General features: G+C 42.9%; 19 protein-coding genes. 12 read left to right on the top strand and 7 right to left on the bottom strand.

The window, feature by feature from the left end; all coding sequences use genetic code 11:
- Nucleotides 1-56 precede the first annotated feature (56 nt).
- Nucleotides 57-806, top strand: a complete 750-nt coding sequence (larB, locus tag A3KS_RS0103955; protein WP_026393816.1) for a nickel pincer cofactor biosynthesis protein LarB — start codon at nucleotides 57-59, stop codon at nucleotides 804-806.
- A gap of 49 nt (nucleotides 807-855) precedes the next feature.
- Nucleotides 856-2,007, top strand: coding sequence for a nickel pincer cofactor biosynthesis protein LarC (larC, locus tag A3KS_RS0103960; RefSeq protein WP_026393817.1), 1,152 nt, complete (start codon nucleotides 856-858; stop codon nucleotides 2,005-2,007).
- A gap of 76 nt (nucleotides 2,008-2,083) precedes the next feature.
- On the opposite strand, the gene A3KS_RS19945 is transcribed toward larC, so the two are convergent.
- The 6 genes from A3KS_RS19945 to A3KS_RS0103990 all read right to left on the bottom strand — a co-directional run bounded on the left by A3KS_RS19945 (nucleotide 2,084) and on the right by A3KS_RS0103990 (nucleotide 7,664).
- Nucleotides 2,084-3,604: a methyl-accepting chemotaxis protein gene (locus A3KS_RS19945; protein ID WP_051355641.1), complete on the bottom strand. Its 1,521-nt coding sequence runs from the start codon at nucleotides 3,602-3,604 to the stop codon at nucleotides 2,084-2,086.
- Nucleotides 3,605-3,728: 124 nt separating this feature from the next.
- A complete protein-coding gene (locus tag A3KS_RS0103970; RefSeq protein ID WP_156913195.1) occupies nucleotides 3,729-4,409 on the bottom strand; it encodes an L-2-amino-thiazoline-4-carboxylic acid hydrolase in 681 nt (226 codons plus the stop codon).
- A 156-nt stretch (nucleotides 4,410-4,565) separates the two neighbouring features.
- The gene (locus tag A3KS_RS0103975) at nucleotides 4,566-5,450 is read right to left on the bottom strand and encodes a VOC family protein (protein ID WP_035355188.1); all 885 of its coding nucleotides are present in this window, start codon (nucleotides 5,448-5,450) and stop codon (nucleotides 4,566-4,568) included.
- A 192-nt stretch (nucleotides 5,451-5,642) separates the two neighbouring features.
- The gene (locus tag A3KS_RS0103980; protein ID WP_026393820.1) at nucleotides 5,643-6,365 is read right to left on the bottom strand and encodes a DUF2786 domain-containing protein; all 723 of its coding nucleotides are present in this window, start codon (nucleotides 6,363-6,365) and stop codon (nucleotides 5,643-5,645) included.
- A 158-nt stretch (nucleotides 6,366-6,523) separates the two neighbouring features.
- The gene (locus A3KS_RS0103985) at nucleotides 6,524-7,291 is read right to left on the bottom strand and encodes an EFR1 family ferrodoxin (protein ID WP_026393821.1); all 768 of its coding nucleotides are present in this window, start codon (nucleotides 7,289-7,291) and stop codon (nucleotides 6,524-6,526) included.
- A 40-nt stretch (nucleotides 7,292-7,331) separates the two neighbouring features.
- On the bottom strand, nucleotides 7,332-7,664 hold the full coding sequence (locus A3KS_RS0103990; protein ID WP_026393822.1) for an ArsR/SmtB family transcription factor: 333 nt from the start codon (nucleotides 7,662-7,664) through the stop codon (nucleotides 7,332-7,334).
- 436 nt (nucleotides 7,665-8,100) lie between these two features.
- On the opposite strand from A3KS_RS0103990, the gene A3KS_RS0103995 reads away from it, so the two are divergent.
- From A3KS_RS0103995 to A3KS_RS0104045, 10 genes are all read left to right on the top strand, one after another.
- Nucleotides 8,101-10,038: a sigma-54-dependent Fis family transcriptional regulator gene (locus A3KS_RS0103995; RefSeq protein ID WP_026393823.1), complete on the top strand. Its 1,938-nt coding sequence runs from the start codon at nucleotides 8,101-8,103 to the stop codon at nucleotides 10,036-10,038.
- Nucleotides 10,039-10,196: 158 nt separating this feature from the next.
- The gene (locus tag A3KS_RS0104000) at nucleotides 10,197-10,613 is read left to right on the top strand and encodes a 4Fe-4S binding protein (RefSeq protein WP_026393824.1); all 417 of its coding nucleotides are present in this window, start codon (nucleotides 10,197-10,199) and stop codon (nucleotides 10,611-10,613) included.
- Nucleotides 10,613-12,517 carry an aldehyde ferredoxin oxidoreductase family protein gene (locus tag A3KS_RS0104005; protein WP_026393825.1) on the top strand — a complete coding sequence of 635 codons (1,905 nt, stop codon included), beginning with the start codon at nucleotides 10,613-10,615 and terminating at the stop codon, nucleotides 12,515-12,517. The genes A3KS_RS0104000 and A3KS_RS0104005 overlap by 1 nt, the downstream gene beginning before the upstream one ends.
- Entirely contained in the window at nucleotides 12,498-12,734 is a 237-nt protein-coding gene (locus tag A3KS_RS0104010) for a MoaD/ThiS family protein (protein WP_026393826.1), read from the top strand. The genes A3KS_RS0104005 and A3KS_RS0104010 overlap by 20 nt, the downstream gene beginning before the upstream one ends.
- Before the next feature lie 198 nt (nucleotides 12,735-12,932).
- A complete protein-coding gene (locus A3KS_RS0104015) occupies nucleotides 12,933-14,147 on the top strand; it encodes an iron-containing alcohol dehydrogenase (RefSeq protein WP_026393827.1) in 1,215 nt (404 codons plus the stop codon).
- 27 nt (nucleotides 14,148-14,174) lie between these two features.
- Nucleotides 14,175-14,936, top strand: a complete 762-nt coding sequence (locus A3KS_RS0104020) for an ATP-binding protein (RefSeq protein WP_026393828.1) — start codon at nucleotides 14,175-14,177, stop codon at nucleotides 14,934-14,936.
- Between the two features lie 20 nt (nucleotides 14,937-14,956).
- Nucleotides 14,957-16,168: a 2-hydroxyacyl-CoA dehydratase family protein gene (locus A3KS_RS0104025; protein ID WP_026393829.1), complete on the top strand. Its 1,212-nt coding sequence runs from the start codon at nucleotides 14,957-14,959 to the stop codon at nucleotides 16,166-16,168.
- Nucleotides 16,165-17,892 carry a 2-hydroxyacyl-CoA dehydratase family protein gene (locus A3KS_RS19950; protein ID WP_051355642.1) on the top strand — a complete coding sequence of 576 codons (1,728 nt, stop codon included), beginning with the start codon at nucleotides 16,165-16,167 and terminating at the stop codon, nucleotides 17,890-17,892. The genes A3KS_RS0104025 and A3KS_RS19950 overlap by 4 nt, the downstream gene beginning before the upstream one ends.
- Nucleotides 17,893-17,925: 33 nt before the next feature.
- Nucleotides 17,926-18,729: an acyl-CoA dehydratase activase gene (locus A3KS_RS0104035; protein WP_026393830.1), complete on the top strand. Its 804-nt coding sequence runs from the start codon at nucleotides 17,926-17,928 to the stop codon at nucleotides 18,727-18,729.
- A gap of 178 nt (nucleotides 18,730-18,907) precedes the next feature.
- Entirely contained in the window at nucleotides 18,908-19,624 is a 717-nt protein-coding gene (locus A3KS_RS0104045) for a hypothetical protein (RefSeq protein ID WP_026393831.1), read from the top strand.
- 277 nt (nucleotides 19,625-19,901) lie between these two features.
- On the opposite strand, the gene A3KS_RS19955 is transcribed toward A3KS_RS0104045, so the two are convergent.
- Nucleotides 19,902-20,612: a glutamine amidotransferase gene (locus tag A3KS_RS19955; RefSeq protein WP_051355643.1), complete on the bottom strand. Its 711-nt coding sequence runs from the start codon at nucleotides 20,610-20,612 to the stop codon at nucleotides 19,902-19,904.
- Nucleotides 20,613-20,885: the final 273 nt, after the last annotated feature.

Here is a 20,885-nt window from a genome sequence, read left to right on the forward strand (position 1 = left end):
ACACTATAACGATTTTTTAATATTCAGCTGACTCATCAGCAGTAATGGAGACAATTATGAATGTAGATCAATTAACGAAATTATTGGAAGACGTCAAAAATCAGGAATGCGAGGTCAATACCGCTCTGGAGTTGCTGAAAACACTGCCTTATGAAGATCTTTCCTATGCCAAGGTGGACCATCACCGGGAGCTGCGAAACGGTTATCCCGAGGTGATTTACAGTCCCGGAAAGTCACTGAATCAGATTAAGGGGATTGTCGAAAACATGTTGGCACGATCCACCGGCAACATCCTCGCTTCCCGGGCTGAACGGGATGTCTTCGACACCATTAAATCCATTACCCCAGATGCCATTTATTACGAAGAAGCCCGTTCCGTCGTCGTCAAACGGGAAGAATATAAAACCACTGATGATTACATTCTCGTGGTCACGGCCGGAACCTCAGATATTCCGGTTGCCGAGGAGGCAGCTGTTACTGCGATGGTGATGGGCAATCAGGTCAAACGGCTCTATGATGTCGGGGTCGCCGGTATCCATCGGTTACTTGGCAACGTTCCGATTATCAATCATGCCAAGGTGATTATTGTGGTGGCCGGCATGGAAGGGGCTCTGGCCTCAGTCGTCGGCGGACTCACAGATAAACCCATCGTCGCCGTTCCCACCAGTATCGGTTACGGTGCCAGCTTTGGTGGGATCTCGGCTTTACTGGGAATGCTGACCTCCTGCGCCAGCGGGATCGGCGTTGTCAATATCGACAATGGTTTTGGGGCCGCCTGTATGGCATCAAAAATTAACAAACTATAAACATAAGCGAAATTTCATCAGGGCGTGGCCCAAAGAAGGAGAATTGTCCATGAAGGTTTTATTTTTCGATTGTTTTTCCGGCATTAGTGGCGATATGGTTTTAGGTGCCTTTATTGATTTGGGTATTGATCCGGCATACCTTGACGCTGAGCTAAAAAAACTGAATCTCGGCGGATTTCGCATCAAAGCTGAATCCACCATGAAAAAGGGGATTTCCGGCACCCGCTGTCACGTCATCCTGGATGCTGACCGGCACCATCATCGACACTTTAACGACATTAAAGAAATCATCGAAAACTCAACCCTCCCGGACGAGGTAAAAACCACTGCACTGGCTATTTTTATGCGAGTGGCCGTAGCCGAAGGCAAGGTTCACAATGTTCCCGTTGAACGGGTTCATTTCCATGAGGTCGGCGCTCTTGATTCGATTGTTGATATCGTCGGGGCCGCCATCTGTTACCATGCGCTGAAGCCGGATCTGGTTTATGGTTCCAAAATAAATGTCGGCAGCGGCTGGGTCCGCTGTGCCCATGGTCTCCTGCCAGTGCCGGCACCAGCCACCGCTGAAATCCTCTGTGAATCGAATTTTGAAATGTATTCCAAGGCGATTGACGGCGAATCAGCCACTCCCACTGGGGTTGCCATTCTGGCTGAACTGGCCACCTTCTCCCCCACTACCCCCAGTTTTATCCCGGAAAAGACCGGTTACGGATTTGGCGGAAAGGATTTTGGGGTTTTAAATGCCCTGCGGATAATCCAGGGGCGAAAATCCGAATCCAACACCATTATGGTTGTCGAAACCAATGTTGATGATATGACCGGTGAAATGGCCGGCTATGTATTGGAAGTTTTACTACAAAAAGGGGCTCTGGATGCCTTCTACACCCCGGTATATATGAAGAAAAACCGCCCGGGCATCCACCTGACCGTTTTATGTAGCGAAGCCCGACTGCCGCTGATTGAAGAAATTATTTTAAAAGAAACCTCCACCATTGGCATCCGCAAATATCCAGTGGAGCGAACCTGCATGCACCGGCATTTTAAAAAAATAGCGACCCCGCTCGGTGAGGTCACCATCAAAATATCCCAGCAGGGTGATATTACCCGGGCCACCCCGGAATATGAGGATGTCAAAAAAATCGCTCAGCAATCGGGTAAATCACTTTGGGAAGTACTGGAAATGGTCGAAAAATTAAAATAGCGTTATTAAATCTCCAAAATAAAAGACTCAGCTGATTAAATCTCTGAGTCTCTTTTTTTATGTTTTGATAATTGTTCTATTGGAGTTTAAACTGGCTGGTCTGTTTTTTTAGTATTTCTGCCTGGTTGAAGAGCTCTTCACTGGCTGCTGCAGTCTGTTCCGAGGTTGCTGAATTGGTATGAACCACACCAGCAATAATGTTGATACCTGAATTAATTTCATGGATACTCTGGGTCTGCATCTCTGAAGCCTTGCCAACTGTCTCGATCCGATTTTTCACGGCTTTCATGCTGGACTTGATTTCTTCTAAAGCTTCTGACATCCGATTGGCCACTTCAATACCAATTTTTACATTTTTTCCCGATGCTTCAATTAAACTGCTGGTTTGCTTGACTGCATCAGTTGTTCGGATCGAAAGGTTTCTGACCTCTCCCGCAACAACGGCAAAACCCTTTCCATGTTCCCCGGCCCGGGCGGCTTCAACACTGGCATTCAAGGCCAACACATTGGTTTGAAAAGCAATTTCATCAATAACTTTAATAATTTTCCCAATATTTCGTGATGACTCATTGATATCGTCCATGCATAAAAGCATCTTTTGCATTTCCTGGTCACCGCTCGTAACTTTTATCTGGGCACTGCCAACCAAATCAATGGCATCTTCCACACTCTCACCATTGACTCGTGTCTGTTCGTAAATCTCGTTGATGGAAGCCGTTAACTCTTCAATTGAGCTGGCCTGTTCTGTTCCGCCAATTGACAGTGAGGTACTGGCCGTCGATATGTTTTGGGCGCCCATGGTTACCTCTTCAGAAGAGTTAGCGATTCGTGTTAATGATGACCGCATATTTCCGATCATCCGCTCAAAGGCCGATGCCAGAGCCCCAATTTCATCTTTGCTTTTGACGACTTCAACTTTTTGGGTCAAATCACCCTGAGCCACCTTATTCGTCACGTTTTCCAACATCACCAATGGTTTGGTCATCCGGTCTGTGATAATCCATATCACAATGCTTGCAAGCATCATTGCAACAACGGAAAATAAAATCAGCATATTTCTGAAGTCCGCTGCCAATCGATCATAAATCGTATTGGGTATCCCGACGTACCAGATGCCAATGACATCACCATCCGCATTTCGAATCGGTTGATAAACGGTTTGGTTCCAAATCCCCACTACATTTGCTTTTCCGATATAGGTTTTTCCGTTATTCAGGACCGTTTCCTTAACAATATCGGTGGCCTGAGTGTTTGTAGCGCGGGTGCCCTCTGCATCTTTAACATTAGTTGATACTCGGGTACTACCCTGAAAAATCGTCACTGTATCCCCGGTTAACTCGCCAATTTTATCAACAATTTCAAAATTATCGTTCATTTTGATGGAACCTTTGTATAAACTTCCATTATTTACCGACCAATCTCCCGGAAACTGCTGTTCGATCAGAGCATTTCCCAGCGCAGCATCACTTAACAGCTTCTCCTGAGCAGCCCCAAGAACTTTTTGCTGCATACTGTTAACTGCATAAACACCGATTCCCAGGTTGATAAAAACAATGGCCGTGACAAACAGGGCTACGATCTTATACTTGAACTTCATCAATCATTCTCCTTATCGGTAAGTCTAGTTGGCTTATCTTATCTTTTTAACCAATAAAAGCTCCGATAAACAAAAATTGCAAGTATCCTGTACATAACCACAGCAATAAGAAAATCTCAAATTTTTAATGAAGCTCGGATTTTTTTACATTTTGAGTTCTTAGGTTCCCATTTTTAAAACAAAAATCACACAATTCATTCCCACTCGCCAGTGTCCATTTTCGACGAAACTGAATTCTTGGGGCTAAAGGATCATAAGCGACATGATCTGAATTACAAAATACCGGACAAAGCTCCAGTGCATCTCTTTTTGCAAGTTCCTCGCAGTATAAACAGGTGGTAATGTGAAAATAGATTCGCTCCCGGCTGAATTCTTTCCAGTTAATGGTCCATCCTTCCTGCGGATATCCCCGTTTGATGATCGGTTTGATCACCAGTTTAAATATCGGATAAGCAAATGGCAACCCCCTTAGCAATTCGGAAATGGTTCCCATTCGCAGGGCTGCCGTTGCAATTTCTTCTTCAACTATGGCATAAGCCACTTCCCGGGAAACACCACCTTCGATAAGCCCACGATAACAGGCATAGCCGGGCAAAATAGATGTTCTTAAATGTTTATCAACAACAGCATTTCCTCTGTCTTCAATGCTTTTAAGTTCATTTTCTAAAATAATCGCAGCTTTTTTATAATAAAACCGTCCTTTAATTTCTCCAAATAGTACAATTAATGTATCCATGAGATTAGGGAGTCGCGTCTTTTTAAAAACATCTCTGTCTTTCTTGTCTCTCATCATTTTTTTCTCCACTAATTAGTTTTTATTTGCAGCCACTACATGGCATTGTACCCTTTTTAATCATCATTTTATTTTATCATACCTATCATATCCTTCAAGACTAAATGCAAAAGAACCTGTTACTTCGAACAGATTCTTCTGAAAACTATGACGATTTTTTCACTTATTTTATGATTCCCAGGCATTTATCAATTCTTGAATATCAAACTTTTTCATTTTCAGAAATGCCACCGTCACTTTGGCTAACTTGTCCGGGTCGTCGTCTTTCATCATCTCGGTCATGATGGTTGGAACAATCTGCCAGGAAAATCCATAACGGTCTTTTAGCCAGCCGCATTGTTCGGCTTCTGGTACGGCCGAAAGGGCATTCCAAAAATGATCGATTTCTTCCTGTGTTTCACAGTTGACAACAAATGAAATGGCTTCATTAAAGGTAAACTGATGATCATAGGCACTGTCCATGGCCGCAAATTTTTGCCCGGCAAGGGTAAATTCAACGTGTTGAATTGTTTCCGGTTTATCAAGCAGCGAAGCTTCACCATATCTTAAAATATCACTGACTTGAGAATCTTCAAATAGGGACACATAATAGTTTACGGCCTCCTCGGCCTTTCCGCATTGGTCTCCGACAAACATCAGAGTCGGGGTTATCTTCTGGGCTATTTCCTGCCCGACGACAGCCATAATTTGCCAGGACAAACCATAACGATCAGCTACCCAACCGTATTTTTCGCTGAATGGATAACGATCAAGGGGCATCAGCACTTCGCCCCCTGGACTTAATTTTTCCCATAACGCATCAACTTCTTCTTGGGAATCACATGCTATCAGAAAGGATACCGCCGGCGTGAATTTAAAAAAGGGACCTGCCGAAATCAGCATAAAATCTTGCCCTGCCAGCTCGATGGTGAGCATCGTTGCCGTTCCGGATGGCGTGCCATTCAGAACGGTTTTATCCTTAAGCTTTGATTCCTTAAATAAAGACATATAGAAGTCTGCCGCCTCTTCCGCCTCTTTGTCAAACCATAGGTGAGGAATAATCTTTTGTTTCATCTTACTTCTCCTTCCAATTTTAGTAATCAAATTTTTATTGGGCTTGAAAATTCATAATTGACTTTAATAGCTGGCTTTAATATCTGTCTATTTTCTTATATTTTAGCATAAGAATCCTCAGTATCAAGCAAAATAAAAACCGACAACTTGTTTTAAAACGAGTTGCCGGTTTTTTCTTGATTGCGTTTGATTTCAGACAGCTTCTTGATTTGCTTCTTCTGTAGCTTCTTCTGTGGTTTCTTCTTTTACTTCTTCCAATTTATTTTGGGCCGTGAATACTTTGCCTTCGCGATAACCTTGAGCATAAAGAGAGTAATGATCCTCATGGTTCTTCTCTTTATGTTGGGCATGTTCCATTGGTTTGAGAATTTCTTTAACTTCCGGCGGAACCGTCATCACAAGGCCCCATTCCTGATGTTCAAAATCCTGAGTTGTATAAGCATCATCCAGCCCCTCATAAAAACCCTTGCCATAGGTTTCACAAGCTTCGTTAATAATTGCATTTGGCTTTTCATCGAGTTTCATGACCTTTTTGATTGCCTTTAACTGAGAGCGTACACAATCAACCGCATAGGCAAAGATACTGCTACAGATTAGGGCATCCTCTTCATAGCCATGAAAAATAATGTAGTGCCGTTGGGTACCGGGCGGCGTGATCATATAGAAGACGCAACAATTGTTTTCTGAAATAACATCAGCCAGACCAGTCATCCAGTGCTCTCTCCGGGTAGTATAATAAATATTGCTATCAACCTTAATGGGTTTTTCGTCGTATCGTAATAAATCCCGTTCCGTAAATTTATACTCAACCATCAGCTTTTTTGCTTTTAGAATAGCGTAATTCGCTTCATTGGGGTTGGGACTTTTACCAAGGGCTAACAGTTTTTTAATTCGATCTTTTATATTGGCTTCCATTTTTCTTCCTCGTTTTGAACTTTCTGCTTTTTGCCAAAAACAAACACTTCAATATAGAATACATCTTAATTAAATATCATTTTATTCTATATCTCTTATTTTATTTGCTATGGCTCAAACTGTCAAGAATGAAGACGAATAAATTTATGAATTCTTAATTATTTAAGGATGGGATTTTCAAATCGACGCCACTTTAGCGTTTTCTTACTATACTGAATCGCTTCCTGAGGACAGCGGTTAATACAGGCTGAGCAGTGGGTACATTGTTTCGCCGTCCAAACCGGTTTGTTATTCGCCATTTCAATGGCAGAAACCGGACAAATTTTTTCGCATTTTCCACAGTCATTACACTTTTCATCAGCATAAAAAAGCCTCGTTTTTCGGCCATGCACATATAGCGGATAGGCAACTCTGGTCAAAAATGATTTTTTTCGCTTGCTGCCATCATCCTGCCTATTTTTCGAAATGGCTGCAATAATATCGGCTAATTTTTCATCTGTCGAGTTCAGAATTCTTTTCTGCAGGTCAGGACCCGTTGGCTGGTACATCATAATGTAGTTGCTGGCCATCTTGAGTTCAAACGCTGCAGTCAAAGGTAATCCCTGCTTTTCCAACAGCTCTTCCAGCATTCTCGGGGTTCCACCCATACCACCACCGCATGTCATCACGCCAAATACATAAGGTTTTAGTCCCGCTTCCAGATTTTGTTTAATTTTCAATTCAGCTACAAAGTCGACCACAATTGAAGGCACTCCATAAAAGTAAACGGGAAAAACAAAACCAATTTTTTCATTGCTTGAAAGCTTGTAAATAAATGATTTCTCTTTCATGGCTGCCGTTATGTCAATGAGGTCTTCTCCCAGCTCATCACCAATCTTCTTTGCTGCATACAATGAGTTACCTGTTCCTGTAAAATAAAATATCATCTTCTTCTCCTATATTGTTAAGTTTTTACGTAATTCTAATCTAATTGCATTGCTCCATTAAGTGCTCAATATGTTCCACCAATATTTTTAAATGAAGTAACCTACTTTTTTCTGGATCCAGATAATAAAAATTCATGGTTCCCTGTTTATTGACATTAACAATTTTTGCATCCATCAGAATTTTTATATGATGGGATACTGCCGGTCGGGATAGATTGACTTTCTTTGTAATTTCCCCCACCCTAATTCCAGGATAGCACCCACTTTCCATAATTGCTACAATAATGAGTTGTCGCGTTTCATCACCGATAGCGGTGAGCAGTGGTTGACAGTCTTTGAAATTTTCGATGAGTGATTCTTGCTCGTTACTCATTTCATACAAATTTTTTCCTCCGTTCAATGGTTTAATTCATTAAACCATTGCTAACAGTATACATGTTTAAATATTTTTTTCAACATCGGGAAAGAAATTCAAGACCATTCACATTGATTATCCCAAATAAGCCGCCTCCAAATGATACGAAAATGAACGAAGGCATCGATCAGTCCTCAGGAAATAAAGATAACCGTCTATTTTTGATCGACAGACACTCGTATTCATACTATAATTAACTCAACTTTACCAGCCGAATTGATCAAACATACCTTGTGATATGCACGGTTTGTATCTAATTTTATCAGATATTGGATGCATTTTTCTGTTAACTTCTGTTTTTCAAAAACCAGATATGGACAATGTCTCAGCTGAATTTTACAACCGGTAAAGTTAAGTCATTAAAAAAAGGTTAAATACCTAACGGGAGGCTAGCATGATCGATAATCAAAAGGAGCTCGCAAAATATCGGGATCATTTCTTTCAGACTGGTGTTATTCATCATTTGGTACGGAAGGAAATTGCTGAGGGATGGAAACGCTGTCGGGAAAATGGGGTCGATCGCATCTTTGGTTTGGGCGTTGAAGTTGACACTGAGACATTTGCAGAAATATTGGAATATAACCGTGAATTTATTCGGGTTTCTGAAATTGTATTGCAGCAAGCCTATCATTCTGTAGCGAATTCAGATGCCATCATTTTTATTACCGATGCAAAGGGCTGTATTCTTGCCCAGTATAAAGACTCGAGCACTTCAGTTCCAACCAATGAAACCTGCCTTTTACCCGGGTATATCTGGCGTGAAGACGTAAACGGAATGACCTCAATGGATTTAGCAATGCGGCTGGATAAACCAGTTCGGATTGTCGGCGCTGAACACTATTGTATAAATCAGGAAATTTGTGCGGGCTCGTCTGCCCCCATACACGATGAAACCGGAAAAATACTCGGCAGCTTAAATTTGATTACGCTTATCGGACAGTATAGTAAACACTCTTTGGGCATTGTGACAGCCGGAGCCGCATTAATTGAAAACCACCTGCAGCTTGAGCAAACGCTGCGGCTTTTTAAAACCACATTCAATACGATGTCAGAAGGTATGATTCTAATTGATCAGAATTATGAAATTGAGGAAATGAATGCCAGTGCAAAAAAAATATTGGATCTTTCTGATCAATCATTACACTATTTTGATATCCGAAAAGCACTCCGCTTCGATTCTTTTGATAACTTTTTACATAAAAAAGAAAAGGAACTGGTCTTTCATCTGGATCGTCGTACGGTATATTGTATCGGTGACGTAGATATCGTTGAATTGCGCCAGAACCGAATTTTTTACTCCATCGTTTTTAAAGCTGCAAAAACGGTCAACAAAATGATCAATAAAATGACCGGAAACGCCGCCATTTATGCATTTGAAGATATCATAACTGCGGATAAAAAAATGCTGGATCTGATCACTTATGCAAAGAAAATCGCACCGATCGACTGCAGTGTTTTAATCTTAGGTCCCAGCGGCACAGGCAAAGAGCTTTTTGCCCATGCCGTGCACAATAACAGCCCCCGTTCGAAGGGTCCTTTTATTGCAATTAACTGTGCTGCCTTGCCGCCCGACTTGGTCGAGAGTGAAATTTTCGGGTATGAGCCTGGTGCGTTTACCGGTGCTAAGCAGGGCGGACAAACTGGTAAGATTGAGCTTGCTGATGGCGGCACTCTGTTTTTAGATGAAGTTGGCGAACTACCGCTTAACATCCAGTCGAAGCTGTTGCGGGTTCTGGACAACCATCGGATTACCCGCCTTGGCGGCAAAATGGAAAAGGAAATCGATGTCCGAATCATTACGGCCACGAACCGAAATTTAGAGGACGAAATAAAAAATAAAAACTTCCGATTAGATTTGTTTTACCGGATCAATACCTTTACGCTGGTTATTCCTCCACTTTGTGAGCGAAAGGGTGATGTTGTTTTGCTGAGCCAGTATTTTTTACAAAAGCTTAACCGGGAAAGGGATAATCAGATCTATTCCATTGATCCAGCGGTTATTTCTGCTTTTCAGGATTTTGACTGGCCTGGAAATGTCCGCCAGCTTCAGAATGTGATGATGCGTTCCTTTTATGTGTGTGAAACCACCAAGCTGTCTTTAGAGGATTTGCCGGATACGGTAAAGGGTTTAAAGCATAGGGAAGTGACTAATCTTTTAGCGGTCAGCAGCACGATGCAGGATGCGGAAAGAGATATTATTTTAAAAGCAATTGAAAGCTGCGGTGGAAATATGACTGCCGCAGCTCAGCAGCTGAAAATTGCGAAATCCACACTATATCGTAAAATCAAGCGATATCATATAATTGTGGAAAAGACTTTCCGCAATCATTGATTGTATCAAAACGAAACGACCGTATCAAACAATCGACTCGAAATGAGACGGTTGTTTTTATTTTTTTGAAAAAAATGGCGTTTTTAGAAGGTTAAAAATTGGCATGAAAATTGCGTTAATAAGATATTAAAATCAAAAGAATGAGTTGAGGTGCTAAAATGGCATTTACAATTACTGAAAACTGTATTGGCTGTATGGCGTGTTCAAAAAAATGCCCAGTAATGGCCATTGACGGTGAAAAGAAGAAAATGCATATTATCAATGAAAAGCGCTGTGTGGCGTGTGGCGTATGTCAGCGTATTTGTCCCAAAGGTGCTGTTTTGGACAGTGTCGGAAGCGCTGGTGAAAGACTTCCAAAAAGCCAATGGCCAAAGCCCAAGGTGAATCAGAGCCTGTGCAGTGCCTGTGGAATCTGTATGGATGTTTGTATCTTTGAAGCAATCAAAATTTCTTATCCTAAGTTTAATGGGGATTTGAAGGTGTTTGCGTATCTGGATGAACCAGAGCATTGTGTTGGTTGCAGCCAATGTGAAAAAATGTGTCCGTTACAGGCGATTAAAATGGAGGTCGGTTGATGAAAGCAGCAAATTATTTGTATATTAATCTGAGCGATCAGAGAGTAAAAGCATTTCCAATAAAACAAGGGGCGCTTAAGAAATATCTGGGCGGAAAAATTCTGGCTGCAAAATTACTTTACGACCTGCTGCCAGTGGGTATCGATCCCCTATCCGAAAAGAGTATTCTAATCGTGAATACCGGACCCATGAACAATACGGGGGCACCCTCTTCCAGCCGTTTTAACATGACCTTTAAAAATGTTTTAACCGGCGGTATTGCTTCTTCAAACTGCGGTGGTCAGTTTGGTGTGATGTTAAAAAAAGCAGGCGTGGACGGCCTGATCATTACCGGACGAGCCGCGACACCCTGCAGCATGGCGATCCTGGACGGTGAGGTTATTTTTCAGGATGCGACACCTCTATGGGGTCTGGATGCTGAAGCGGTGCAGGAGGTCTTTCCCAAGGCCTTTGGCAAGCTGGTCATCGGACCAGCAGGTGAAAATATGGTACGCTATGCCTGTGCGGTTTCAGGTGAACGTGTTGCCGGAAGATGCGGTGCTGGAGCCGTTATGGGTTCAAAAAATCTAAAGGCTCTGGTGGCTTACGGATCTAAACATACCGAGGTTGACAACCCGGAAAAATATGATGCCTACGTCAAAAAATGGGTCGCTTTTTTAAAGAACCATCCATTGACAGGCAAAGCCCTGGGACTATACGGCAGCGCCGGGCTGGTGAACACGGCCAATGCTTCCAGTGTTTTACCAACACGCAACTTCAATCAGGGTAATTGGGAAAAAGCCGATGACATTTCCGGAGAAACCCTGGCCGAAACATTATTGGTACGTAACAGCGGCTGTATCAGCTGTCCCATCCGCTGTGAAAGACGGGTTAAGGTAAATAATAAAGAAGTAAAAGGGCCGGAGTTTGAAACCCTGGGGCTCTTTGGCTCAAATATTGAAAACAACGATTTACAGCTGATCAACGATATTAATTACGAAGCCGATATTCTGGGAATGGACACCATCTCACTGGCGGGAACCATGGCCTTTGCCATGGAGCTTTATGAAAAAGGCCTGGCCGATTTCAGGCTTCGCTTTGGCAAAACCGACAACCTGATCGATGTTATCCGAAAAATTGCACATCGGGAAAAACCTTATGATGAGCTGGCCGATGGCTCCATGCGCTTAAGTGAAAAATATGGAGGCAGTGACTATGCCATCCATGCCAAGGGTTTGGAGCTGGCATCTTACGAACCGCGTAAATCTGTTGGCATGGGTCTTGGCTACGCCACCTCCAACCGCGGCGGCTGTCATTTAAACGGCGGTTATTTGGCACTGATGGAGTCCATTGGCGTTATGAGTGTGGGTCAGACCAACAGTGAAGGAAAGCCGGAGCTGACCGTCTTTTTACAAAACGCCATGGAAAGTGCTTCAGCCGCAGGCTTTTGCCTTTTCACCCTCCAGACGATGCTGCCATCTGTATTGTTCAAACTGGGGCCGGGACATCCCCTTACCGGTGTTGCCGGTAAAGCCATGATTGCTTCACGACCGGTGCTTGGACACATCTGGCCACTGATGCCAAAGGCGCTGCCTTTTCATTCGATGTTTTTACTCCCCCACGCCAAAGCCGTGGAACTGGCAATGGGCATTCCCATGACCACCGGGCAGTTTCTGGAAATTGGCGAACGAGGCTATAACATTGAAAGATTATTCAACCTTCGGGAAGGGTTAACCAAAGAAAAAGATAACCTTCCCAAGCGTCTAACTGATGAACTTCAGGATCCCGATGACCCCAATTCCCGGGTCGATATTAAAAAAATGATGCCAATCTACTACACGATCCGAGGCTGGGACGAAAACGGCGTGCCAACCGAAAAAAATCTAAAACGGCTAGGACTTACCAATGATTTACGTCAAATATAAGGGCGAGCTTCGACGCTATACGAATACCTCAGCCGAAACCTTGGATTGTACATCGCTTAGAGGATTGCTGCGCTTATTTAAAAAAAACTATGGCCGCGATGCCCAGAAGGCCATGCGACAGTGTCATATTGTGGTTAACGGAAAACGGGCAAATCTGGAATTAACGCTACAGGAAAATGATGAAGTGGTTTTTATTCCGGTCTGCTGCGGTGGTTGAATAAATATTTTAGATAGGTAATTGCGAAACTAATTATAAAAACTGATGTAAATAAGCCATTCCAAACCAACTTTGGATAAATATAAGCTGATTTGGTGAGGGAATGTATAAATATACTATGTAAGAAATGGCTTATCCAAGGGAATTATTGAGTTTCGCAAACGCATAAATATTTTAGAAACAAGGAGGTTAAGAGCAATGAATCTAAAAAAAATACCTTATCGTGCTTCACATACTGTGATGAAAGGTGCCATGAAAATCCTGAAGATGCCAGTTCCCTCAACTCTTGTGGGACCAGGCATGGTCAAACGCTTTCCTGAAATCATTAAGGAGTGCAAGATTCGTAAAATTCTGGTAGTAACCGATAAACCCCTTATGAACCTGGGACTTTTAGACAGTTTTTTGAACGCCGTAAAAAATAACCAAATGGAATATGTAATTTATGATGGGGTTCAGCCAAACCCGACCTTTGAAAACATTAAAGAAGGGTTGCTTCTGTATAAACAATCTGACTGCGATGCTGTGGTGGCCTTTGGCGGTGGTTCCTCGCTGGACTGTGCTAAGATTATTGCGGCAAGAGTAACCAATGACAAGCCCATCGAAAAAATGAAAGGACTCTTTAAAATAGGTCATAAACTCCCTCCCTATTTTGCTATTCCGACAACTGCCGGTACTGGTTCCGAAGCTACCATTGCCGCCGTTATCACAAATTCGACCAATCATGAAAAATTTGCCATTAACGATCCCAAACTTGTACCGCTAGCAGCAGTTTTAGATCCAGAACTCACTTTGGGTCTGCCGCCATCATTAACGGCGCATACCGGTATGGACGCACTCACTCATGCCATTGAAGCTTACATCGGTTGGTATGATACCCCTTTTGTTAGAGAAAAAGCCCTCTCTGCCACACAAACAATCATAAATGATCTGGAGGCAGTTTGTAAAAACGGCAGTGATCTCGGGCTGCGCCGCAATATGCTAGTGGCCTCATATGAGGCAGGCGTCGCCTTTACCCGAGCCTACGTCGGCTATGTTCACGCCATTGCCCATAATTTGGGCGGCTTTTATGGCGTCCCTCATGGTTTTGCCAACGCCGTTACCCTTCCTCATGTTCTGGAATTCTCAAAGAAAAACGCCGCAAAGAAGTTGGCCGATCTGGCAAGATTCGCCGGTGTTGGTGATCCGGCGGAAAGTGACAATATCTTAACAATGCATTTTATCCAGAAGATTAAAGAAATGAACAAGAATATGGGCATTCCGAGTACCATCGACGCACTCCAGATAAAGGATATCCCCGAACTGTCCGCGCGTATCCTCAAAGAGGCCAATCCGACCTATCCGGTTCCCCGCATTATGGATTACAACGATTGTGTGAATCTTCTGTCCAATTTGATAACACCCCAGCATTTATAGTCACCTAAACAAAGAGAGGATAAAAAAATGAAAGATACCAAAGTAATCGCCTTCTCAGGTAAAGGCGGGGTGGGAAAAACAAGTCTGGCGGCACTGACCGTTCGGCTGCTCATTGATGCCTTCCCCGAGGCCAGAATTCTGGCCATTGATGCCGATCCGGCTGTAGGTCTGTCCACGGCCCTTGGTGTGGTCGTAACCCATACCGTCGACGATGTCAGGAAGAAGTTTGTCGAAACGGTGGAAAAAGGAAAGAAACAAGAGGCCATCACGTTTTTGAATGAAGCACACTACGAAATTACTGACAGTATAGTCGAAACGGAGAACTTTGCGTTTTTAGCCATTGGCAGACCAGAAAATGCCGGCTGTTACTGCTCGGTAAACAGCTTTTTGAAGGAAACCATCAGTGCTTTAACTGAGGATTTTGATTATGTGGTCATTGACGGTGAAGCGGGAGTTGAACAGGTGAACCGGCGGGTTATGGAAAAAGTCACTCATCTGATTTTGGTGAGCGATGCCAGCAAAAAAGGGATTGGTGTGATCCACACCATCCGGGACGTAGCTAAACATCTGGGAATGTACAATCAAACGGGTGCCATCATCAACCGAATAAAAAACGAAACCATTAAACAACTGGTTGATACCGGTGATATCGATGTCCTGAATTATATTCCAGAAGACGAAGCATTGAGCCTGATGGACGTACAGGGGCAATGCCTTCTGAAACTGAATGCTACCACACCTGCCATCCAAGGACTCCGGGAAGCATTGATTCAAATTAACGTTATTTAAAAAATAAGAGGAGGACAGATATGAAAGATCTCAAGCATATTCATTATTTTACAGCCCTGCTTGAAGATGCCAACAATGAGTTGGTTCGAGCAGCAAAAAAAGATGGTGGCATAGCCGTTGGCTATACCTGTTATTATATTCCGGAGGCATTACTTAATGTGGGCAATGCCTTCTCGGTCAGACTACGAGCCCCCAAAACAGGCAGTCTGGATATTTCCCAATATTATATGGGCAGTATGAATTGCAGCTATGTCCGGGCCTTGCTCGAGCGAGCCTTTGAAGGCGGTTACCACTTTTTAGATGCATTCTTTTCAAGTGAAACCTGCCAGCAGATGAACCGGCTTGTGGAGAATATCTACGAATTAAAACTGATCGATAACGGAACCTTTTATCATAGCATCATCGATGCACCATTAAAGATATCCCCACATGGTATCAAACATTACACCAATCAAATCCGTACGCATTTTCTTGAGCCACTACGCGATCAGTTCGGAATTGATATCTCAGAAACAGCCCTTCGTAACGCAGTAGCTGAGCACAATCGGATGTGTGCGATTTTTGAAGAAATATCCGAGCTGCGAAAAGCAGATAACCCCGGCATTACTGCTACCGAGTTTCATATTCTCAATCTGGTCAGTTATTCCTGTCCTACCGGGTTGATTCTGCCATATCTGGAGGAAACCCTTGTTGAACTCAAAAAGCGAAAACTGGATCCTAAAATACCATATCGTGCCCGGGTGGTCGTAGTCGGTTCAGAAATGGATGATTATGGTTTTACTGAACTGATTGAGTACTGTGGTGCATATGTGGTAGCGGATCGGTATTGCTTTGGCTCAATGCCCGGGCGTCAGCAGATTCCAATTAATGACGATGAGGATATTGTCGAGGTGGTTTGCCGTTTTTATCTGGAAACCAACCAGTGTCCCCGCTTTATGTCGCAGGAGAAGGTTCAAGAACGCCGAGACGTGGTAAAAGCGCTGTATGATGAGTACAATGCGGACGGAATTATTTATGAACAGATGAAATTTTGTGACTATTGGGGCTATGAGCGGGCTGTGGCTTCGTTTGTCCTCCATGAAGAAATGGGCATTCCCACCGTTGCCCTGGATCGTGAGTATACCGTGCAAGCCTCCGGGCAACTGCGAACCCGGGTTCAGGCCTTCGTTGAAAGTCTGGAAATCAAAAAAATTCAAAAAGCAAAAAATCAAAATGAAGGGGAAAAGAAATGACCGTTACAAGTAATAATCTCAAAGACAATGCCAAGCTTTTCGGCGATATCTTCACTGAAGCCATCAAGCTGGAACTGGCTAACTATGACCATAAAACAATTTTAATGGATCTAAAAAAGAAGTTTGAGCCCGGAAAGCTGACACCATTGCTGACGGGTCAAGTTTCAATCAAGGCTGCTGTAAACCAGTATCTGACCGGGAACGGGTTACAGGACACCATTGAAGATAAAACCGGTATCTATAAGCACCGCGAGTGGCGGGGACCAGTCGATACGCTCTATGATTATGTCAAATGGTTGGAGCTCTGGGGAATTCTGGGCAAATGGTTGTTAAAACACCCTGTCACCAATGTATCTGCCCTCCTGCGTTATCGTTGGATGGCCGCCTATCTGACGACACCGTCCTTTTTCGATCATAATGTTCCGGGTTTTCGGGGAACGATGCTGCGAGCTGGCCGGATGAATCTGAATACGATTGCCAAACTTTTGACGGCGAATATGGAGGACATTTTTTCCGCTGATCTGAATATTAATCCTGAAAATGAAAATGCGAAAAAATATATCTGCATTGATGCTTACATGCCAAAACTGATTACCGCCGGTTTTTCTGAACATCAAGGCATATTGGCTCATCTGGTTCCCCATTACCTGCCCTCGATCATTAATCATCATTTGCCCGAGCATTATCTCGATGTAACCGAAAGCTACGGGGTTCCGGCAGATGTTTGCGGTCTGCCATCGATGGAATCCGGAGTCGCCATTGAGGATGACTTTCCCAAAATCGGCTGTTGCTATATCTCGACCAATATGCCTTGTGACGGCAGTATTATGTCAAGCAGTATTTTAGATCGCCGTTTCCAGTTACCAACCTATGTATTAAATACGCCCATGCGTCATACCCGTGAAGATACTCAGGAATACGCCATTGAGGAATTAAAAGAATGTATTAAGTTTATGGAAAAACATACTGGTGAAACGTATGATTATAATCTCCTCCGCGAAGCCTGTGAACGCTGGAACGAACAAAACGCCTTAAGGCTTGAAAAATGGGAAATGAATGCAACTGATACCCCGCCACACTACGGAGCTTCTAATTGGATGTATCGGATCTTTACCTACCAGGATGCATGCGGGAGTCAAGTGGCTATCAAAAATGACCGTAAGGTCAATAAAGTCATGCGCAAAAGCTTGGGCAAATTGCGAAAATATCCACAACAAACCCGCCATCGCGCCGTTGTTTGGAATACCGTTGCCAATATGTACAGTGCTCTGGACGAATGGCTGCTGAACTGCTGGGGGATTGAAGCAGTGTTTGAGTTTATTGAGCATCAGGGTCACCGCCCCATTGATACCGCTACCGTGGATTCCATGCTGGCAGGTGTGGCTAAAGTCATTCAGGAAGCGACCATGCGGGTTCACAGCAAAGGTGGATATAATGCATATACGGATGATCTCTGGCTGCTAGTCGAGCAGTATGACTGTGACATGATTGTCATGTTTGATCAGATCTCTTGTAAAGGTCCGGCAGCTATCACAGGTTTACTGGAAGAAGAGGCTCGTCGAAGAGGGATAAAAATGGTCTGGTTAAAACAGGATCTGGTCGATGCCAGAACCATCAGCCGTCGGGATATGCGTGACCAGATCAACAAATACATGGAAGCGGTCATGAATGAAACGCCTCTGGATCCGACGCTGAGAGATTTCGATGATGGCGAAAGCTGGTAAACTACTAAATTTAAAAAGGACAGGTGAAGATAAATGAGTAAATATTTTGGTGGATGTGATGTAGGTTCAACCTACGGAAAGTGTGTTATTTTAAATCAAAACGGAGATATCTGCGGACACTCCATTGTGCGCAGTAAAATTAATCCGGTTGAGACAGCTAACTTTGCATTGGCAGAAGCGATGGCTGAAATAAAAGATCTCAAGAACGCTGAAGCATTAAGTTATCTGGTAGGTACCGGTTATGGTCGCAACAAGGTTCCTTTTGCTGACGAAAATATTTCAGAAATAAGCTGCCACGCCATGGGTGTTCATATAACCAATGCCGAAGTAACCGGAATTATTGATGTCGGCGGGCAGGATGTTAAAGGCATTGCCATTGATACCGACGGTACGGTTAAAAACTTTGCGATGAACGATAAATGTGCGGCTGGAACCGGCAAATTCTATGAAGCCATGGCACGCGCGTTTGAAATGACGCTGGAAGACTTTTCCAAGCTGTCACTAACAGCTGAAAACGTCATTCCAATTACAGCCCAATGTACAGTTTTTGCAGAATCTGAAGTCATTTCTCTGGTCGGCGATGGCAAACCCCGGGATGAGATTGCGGCCGGACTGCAGATGTCGATTGCTAAGCGGTGCTTTGTTATGGCCAAGAAAGCCGGAACAGATGGACTCATTACCATGACCGGCGGCTGTGCCAAGAACGATGGTCTCAAACAGGCCATCGAACATGTGCTCAAGCTCAAAATTGCCGAACTGAAAACCGATCCTCAGTTGATGGGGGCTTTAGGTGCAGCAGAATTTGCCCGCCAGAAGGGAATGGTTCAAGTAGGTTAAAAACATGAAAAATAAGATGAAAATTATAAAAATGATCTTAAAAATATTCGGCTGTTTTTTTGGTGTCACATTTATCGTATACTGGTTTAATCTGGACAGTAAACTAATCCGTAAACTATTTCCAATTTTTACCGCCTATTACGACCGCCTGCCCAGAAATAGAAGGCTGTAATCGAAAATGGATATTTTCGATCAATATGCCGAAACGATTGAACAACAGCTAAAATGTGAAACAATACAACGTCTATTAAATGAGAAAAGTAGTTGGCCAGTCGCAGAAAAAAACCCTTTCCTCATGGAAAGGGATACCGCATTGGAGCTGGGTGGTTACCCCAAAGAGAGCCTTAATCTTACATTGAGTTCAACAAACTTTGATTTTGGGAACCAGAGCGGCGTCTATCTGATTGGCGATCCAGAGCTACGGAAGGGTAAGAATAACCACCTATCTTTTGGAAAGATCGTCCTAATAAAAAATAAAGACGTTGAAAAAGATGATATCTATAACTATCTGAAGTCTGTGGAATTTGCAGATATCCGGCAGCACTTTTCTGATATCATGGTCCGGATGTCATCTCAGAAGCTGTTTACCAACCTACGCATCGGAAAAAAAGCCATGAAAAAGGGATTTACGATTGAAAAGCTTGGATGGGCGATGTATCGTTGTTTTTTGGCGCAACCGCAAATAGAACAGGTAAAGATTATTATGATTGTGGGAGACAGTCCTTTATATAAAAAGCTGCTCCCCGTTGCCGAAAAAATAAAAGATGCTACATCAGCCCTCAATACAATGTTCGACGGTATGGATCTCGATTGCCAAAGCTGTAAGCTCAGCGAAATATGCGATGAGGTCGAGGGCTTAAAAAAAATGCATCAGCAGGCAAGAACAGCGGAATGAACATCAAATATAAGTTCTTGTTAGAATACGCGCCTTAAGGTTTTGGTGATCCCTTAACAAAGAAGATTGTGTCAGATAAATTCACTTATATCGCCGTAAAAGCCCCTCAGGATTACGGCGGTATAGGTTATATCATTCCGTCACGATTCCATTCGTATGCATGAACGTAACAAGCTACAAAAAAAGCACCGTTAAATTGAGATCAATAAAAAAAGCACTTTCATTCATTACGTTTGAAGATGCTTTTTTGTTATTCTTATTAATCATTATTGAATCGTTAACTATTTTTTATTTCATTCTCCGTTATTTTGCTTTCATTTAAACGTGTTACATCGGAATTACTCATCGCTAATTCATAAAAACGCCTGAGTAAAGCCATGCCATATGTTTTATGTTCCACTGTATTACAAAATACATCTCCAACACATTCCGGATGGAACTGAACGCCCCATACATTATCCTTAAATCTCAAGGCATGGGTTGATTCAAAATCATTTTGAGCTAATATCACCGCATTTTGAGGTAATCTGGTAACGGTCTGAAAGTGAGATGCATAGGCACTGAAATGTTCCGGTAATACTCCCAGTAATGGGTCTTTCTTGCCTTCTTCGGTAAGACGAATCTCAACCTCTCCCTTTTCTTCTCCCAGTTCATGATAGTCAACCGAACCACCAAAGGTATGGGCAAGCAATTGATGTCCAAAACAGATACCTAAAACAGGGATATTCATTTTAACAACCTGCTTTAGCCATTGAGCAGTGGCAACTCCCCAAGGTTCCAAAGCAGTTACCATTGAAGGGGAACCGGTAATAATAATGCCGGCAATATCATCAGGCAGGATCGGTACTGCATTTTCATAAACCGAAATTACACGGATATCATCATACGGTATCCCAACACATTGAGCAATACGCATGTCGCAATCTCCACATTTGTTGATCACATGCTGATCCGATGATCCTGTTTTTATAATGAGTAGTTTTTTCATAATCGTTCCTCCTCCAATCAAGCGCTTTTTATTTCATACTTTTCATATATGTTTTTATTTTAAGTAAAAATCAGACAATTGTCAATAGCAATATCTTTAAAAGTTATTTATTTTTATTCATATTATTTTTATATGTTTTGTGTGTTTTTTCTATTGCAATCGCCATCGCATGCTGCTATAATAAAACACGTTAATCATATATTATTACTATGTTTTAAAAGGAGGTAGCCCCATGATGAAATCCAGATGTTGTCTTATTCGCTAATTTTATGT

Source organism: Acetobacterium malicum subsp. dehalogenans DSM 11527 (assembly GCF_000472665.1).
GTDB lineage: Bacteria > Bacillota > Clostridia > Eubacteriales > Eubacteriaceae > Acetobacterium > Acetobacterium malicum.